Source organism: Armatimonas sp. (assembly GCF_031410135.1).
Lineage (GTDB): Bacteria > Armatimonadota > Armatimonadia > Armatimonadales > Armatimonadaceae > Armatimonas.
Window position 1 is genome coordinate 1 of the sequence record NZ_JANNYP010000456.1, and the last position, 4361, is coordinate 4361.

Annotated in this window: 5 protein-coding genes; all 5 read right to left on the reverse strand. The window is 58.8% G+C overall.

What is annotated here, in order from left to right:
• Positions 1–14: 14 nt before the first annotated feature.
• Complete coding sequence (locus tag RMO15_RS16895) at positions 15–479, reverse strand: transposase (RefSeq protein ID WP_309714618.1); 465 nt, start codon at positions 477–479, stop codon at positions 15–17.
• A gap of 144 nt (positions 480–623) precedes the next feature.
• Positions 624–1715 (reverse strand): glutamine-hydrolyzing carbamoyl-phosphate synthase small subunit, encoded by a 1092-nt coding sequence (carA, locus tag RMO15_RS16900; RefSeq protein WP_309714619.1) that lies wholly within the window; start codon positions 1713–1715, stop codon positions 624–626.
• Positions 1712–2980: a dihydroorotase gene (locus RMO15_RS16905; RefSeq protein ID WP_309714620.1), complete on the reverse strand. Its 1269-nt coding sequence runs from the start codon at positions 2978–2980 to the stop codon at positions 1712–1714. The genes carA and RMO15_RS16905 overlap by 4 nt, the downstream gene beginning before the upstream one ends.
• Positions 2981–3092: 112 nt before the next feature.
• A complete protein-coding gene (locus RMO15_RS16910; protein ID WP_309714621.1) occupies positions 3093–4016 on the reverse strand; it encodes an aspartate carbamoyltransferase catalytic subunit in 924 nt (307 codons plus the stop codon).
• On the reverse strand, positions 4013–4361 hold a 349-nt coding region (pyrR, locus tag RMO15_RS16915), incomplete at its 5' end, for a bifunctional pyr operon transcriptional regulator/uracil phosphoribosyltransferase PyrR (protein ID WP_309714622.1). The genes pyrR and RMO15_RS16910, both read right to left, overlap by 4 nt.

The following is a 4361-nucleotide window of genomic DNA, read 5'->3' on the forward strand; positions in this document are numbered from 1 at the left end:
CTAGAACGCCGAGCCTAAGGCGAGGCATTGAAATACCTCGCTTCCAACCAGGCTTCGCCTGCGTCCTCACGGACGAAATTGTTACTCAAGGGGGCTTCTTCGTCGGATTCTTCCAGAGCTGCCAGTAGCTCCCCATTGGCATGATGGGTTTTCTGATTCTCAATGTAGGCGATAATACGTGGAGTCAGGCTGGTGTGAAATGCAAAAGCTCCGTAGCCTTCCTGCCATTTGAAAAAGCCATCCGGCGAAACCTGGCTCATGTGGTGAGATGAAGCACCTTTGATTTGCTTCATAATCTCAGCAATGGTTCGGGTAGCTGGTAGGCGAATTGCCAGATGCACATGATCTTCGATGCCACCGATTGCCAGCACTTCCAACCGAAGCTTGGTTGCCTCCAAACGAACACACTCATACAAATCAGCCTCCCCATGAGGCAGAATCAGCGGAAGCCGTCCGTGCGTCGCCCAGACCAGGTGCAAGGGCACAATAATCTTACTGCGCCTCACTACTACCTGCTTCGGACGAAAAGATTGTCTGTGGGAATGAAATTATTTGTCCGAAGGACATCGGCGTAGCCGACACGTAGCGAGGGATTTCAATCCCTCGAACTCGAAGGCACACGATCAACCCCGCGTCTCCATGAGGCTCAGGAAGCGCTCGAAGTAGAAACGGGAGTCCATCGGGCCGGGGGATGCCTCGGGATGATACTGGATGGAGAACACGGGCAAGGTTTTATGAGTCAGCCCCTCGACCGTGCCGTCGTTGAGGTTGATCTGGCTGACTTCAAGCTGGTCTTCGGGGAGCGTGTTGGGGTCAAGCGCATAGCCGTGGTTCTGGCTTGTGATGACAACACGGCCCGTCGGGAGATCTTTCACCGGGTGGTTTGCGCCACGATGGCCAAACGGGAGCTTGAAGGTGCTGCCGCCAAACGCGCAGCCGAGTAGCTGGTTTCCCAAACAGATTCCCATCACCGGCTTCTCGGAGGCGACGAGCTTTTGCACCGTCTCCACGGCGTAGCCCAGCAGTGCAGGGTCGCCGGGGCCGGGGGAGAGAAAGATGCCATCGGGGTTGTGGGCGAGCATCTCGTCTGCCGTGGCCGTAGCAGGAAAGACCTCAGTGCGGATGCCCAGCTTGGCTAGCTCTCTTAAGATATTAAACTTGATGCCGCAGTCTAAGACGCTGACGGTGAACTTCGCCTCGCTCGCCTCTGGCCCCCAGAAGTACGGCTCCGGCGTCGTGACCGTCTTCACCCAGTCAATCGCATCATAGCTCGCGGTGGCCGACTGCAAGCGTGCAAGCAGCTCCTCTCCGGTCTCTTCGGTGCTGAGGGCGCCCATCATGACGCCCTCGTGGCGAATGCGCCGGGTAAGGGTACGGGTGTCGATGCCCGTGATTCCCAGCACACCTGCACGCTTTAAGTAGGTGTCCAGCGACTCCGTGGCGCGCCAGTTGGAGTAGGTATCGGCCAGCTCGCGCACCACAAAGCCCGCCACCTGGACTTTATTGCTCTCAAAGTCCTCGGGCGTGATGCCATAGTTGCCGATCAGCGGGTAGGTCAGGGTGACAAGCTGGCCCGCATAGCTGGGGTCGGTGAGGACTTCCTGATAGCCCGTCATGCCGGTATTAAAGACCACTTCCCCACTGGCTTTCCCCGTGGCCCCAAACGACTCCCCCTCAAAAACCGTCCCATCCGACAGTGCTAGAATTGCTTTCACGAAAAGACCACCTCTCCTCCCACGATTGTCATCACCGGTTTGCCCGTCAGCTTCCAGCCACCAAAGGGCGTGTTCTTGCCCTTACTCACGAATGTCTCCGGGTCTACTGTCCACTCTACCTCCGGGTCAAAGACCGTAATGTCGGCGACACTTCCTAGCTCCAGTGTTCCGCCAGGCAGGCCCAGAATCCGGGCAGGTGCCGTGCTCATCTGTCCGATCAGTGCGGCGAGCGAGAGGTGTTGCGGCTTGACTAAGTACGTGATTCCCAGCGCCAAGCTCGTCTCTAGGCCGTGAATCCCAAAGGGCGCGAGTGGGAACTCCTGGTCTTTTTCGTAGCCCGCGTGCGGCGCGTGATCCGTGGCAATGCAGTCGAGTGTCCCGTCCTTCAGGCCCGCGATCATCGCCTCGCAGTCCGACTCGGTACGTAGCGGTGGGTTCATCTTAGCGTTGGTGTTGTAGCCTTTGCACGCTTCGTCGGTGAGACACCAGTAGTGCGGCCCAGTCTCCGCCGTCACAGGAGCTCCCCAGCGCTTGAGAAAACGAATGATCTCGACCTCACGCGCTGTGGAAACATGCAAGACGTGCAAGTGGCAGCCCGTCATCATCGCCAGCAGTCCGTTGCGCATCACGTCCATCTCGTAGGCTTCCCGTGGCAGACCTTTCAAGCCAAGCACGCTCGCCGTATAGCCCTCGTTCATCACCCCGCCGTCGGAGAGGGCCGTGTTCTCGCAGTGGGCCAGTACGGGTAGCTCCAGCATTGCGGCGTACTCCATGACCTTGCGCATAAAGCCCGCGTCTTGCACTTGGAAAGCATCATCGCTGACCGCAATCGCCCCCGCCCCCTTCAAGTCGCCCATCTCGGCCAGCTCAAGATTCTTAAGCCCCTTCGAGAGCGCCCCGATCACGTAGAGGCGTGCTTTCTTCTCCGCCATGGCGCGGGTGAGAAGATCGCGGATAATCGGCGCAGAGTCAATCACTGGTTGGGTATTGGGCATGCAGGCAACGGCTGTAAAGCCCCCCGCCGCAGCGCTTCCCAGTCCCGAGGCCATGTCCTCTTTGTACTCCTGGCCGGGCTCACGCAGATGAACATGAATGTCAATCAGCCCCGGACAGACCACTTTTCCAGTGCAGTCGTGCTCTTGGTGATCGCCGGTAATTCCCCCACCCAGTCGGATTTCGGCAATCGTACCTCCTTCGATCCGAAGGTCCCCGATACCATCAATCCCGCTCACCGGGTCAATAATTCGTCCATTTCGTAAAATCATAATATTAATCCCGCCGATTGAAATCGGCGTCTAGCGGCGCAATCGCCAAGGAGTCGCGGAGCGACTCCTTGTTGTCCCCCCGCGCGGCGGGGGTTAGGGGGGAAACCACACATCACCCTTCCGCTCCCAGCAGAAGATAGAGAACGGCCATTCGGGTGGCGACGCCGTTGGTGACTTGCTTCTCGATCACAGCGCGGGGCAGGTCGGGGACATCGCCGGAGATTTCGAGGCCACGGTTCATCGGGCCAGGGTGCAGGATAATCGCGTCGGGCTTGGCGGCGCGGAGGGCTTTCTTACTGACACCAAAGAGGTTGCAGTACTCACGGGGTGTCGGGAACAGGGCTTTGGACTGGCGTTCGAGTTGCAGCCGCAGCACCATCACGACATCGGCGTCTTCCAGGCCCTCTTCCAGGTTGGTGTGAACCGTGACGGGCAGCTTGTCGGCATCGGTGGGGAGGAGGGTTTTGGGGCCGATGAGATGCACATCAGCGCCGAGCGTATTGAGGCCCCAGATATTGCTCCGGGCGACACGCGAGTGCAGCACATCCCCGACAATGGCGACTTTGAGACCCTCGATACTACCTTTTGCGTCACGGATCGTGAGGGCATCGAGCAGGCCCTGCGTGGGGTGTTCGTGCATACCGTCGCCGGCGTTGACCACAGGAATGTCCACCCACTCGGCGGCTTGGTGGCACGCGCCACTAAACGGGGTGCGCATGATGACTAAGTCAGCCGTGAGCGCCTGGAGCGTCAAAAATGTGTCGCGGAGGCTCTCGCCTTTGCTGGCGCTTGAGGCATTGCCGCTGATATTGATCACATCCGCGCTCATGTACTTGCCCGCCGCCTCGAAGCTAGAGCGGGTGCGGGTAGAGTTCTCAAAGAACATCGTGATAACCGATTTGCCCCGCAGAGTCGGGACTTTCTTCACATCACGGCGCAAGACTTCCGAGAATGTCGTGGCGTTGTCAAGGATCATCTCAATGGCCTCACGCTCCAGCCCTTCCAGGCCCAAGAGATCACGTCCCGCTAGGTTCATTTATTCTCATCTCCTTTAGCAATGGCGACGGCGTCTTCACCATCGAGCTCAGCCAGCTTGACATTGATGCGCTCGGTGCGCTGGGTCGGGAGGTTCTTACCGACAAAGTCGGCGCGGATCGGTAGCTCGCGGTGGCCTCGGTCAATCAGAACCGCAAGCTGGACGGCGGCGGGGCGGCCAAAGTCCATGAGAGCATCTATGGCGGAGCGCACGGAGCGGCCCGTAAAGAGCACATCGTCTACTAAAATTACGGTCTTATCGGTGATGTCAAAGGAGATGCTACTAGCACGGGCCTCATGGCGACGGACGGCGTAGTCGTCGCGATAGAGTGCGATGTCGAGGCCA

What these genes read in the sequence shown, in the direction of transcription:
- RMO15_RS16905 (WP_309714620.1), bottom strand. Translation starts at nt 2,980, where the DNA reads ATGATTTTACGAAATGGACGAATTATTGACCCGGTGAGCGGGATTGAT.
- RMO15_RS16910 (WP_309714621.1), bottom strand. Translation starts at nt 4,016, where the DNA reads ATGAACCTAGCGGGACGTGATCTCTTGGGCCTGGAAGGGCTGGAGCGT.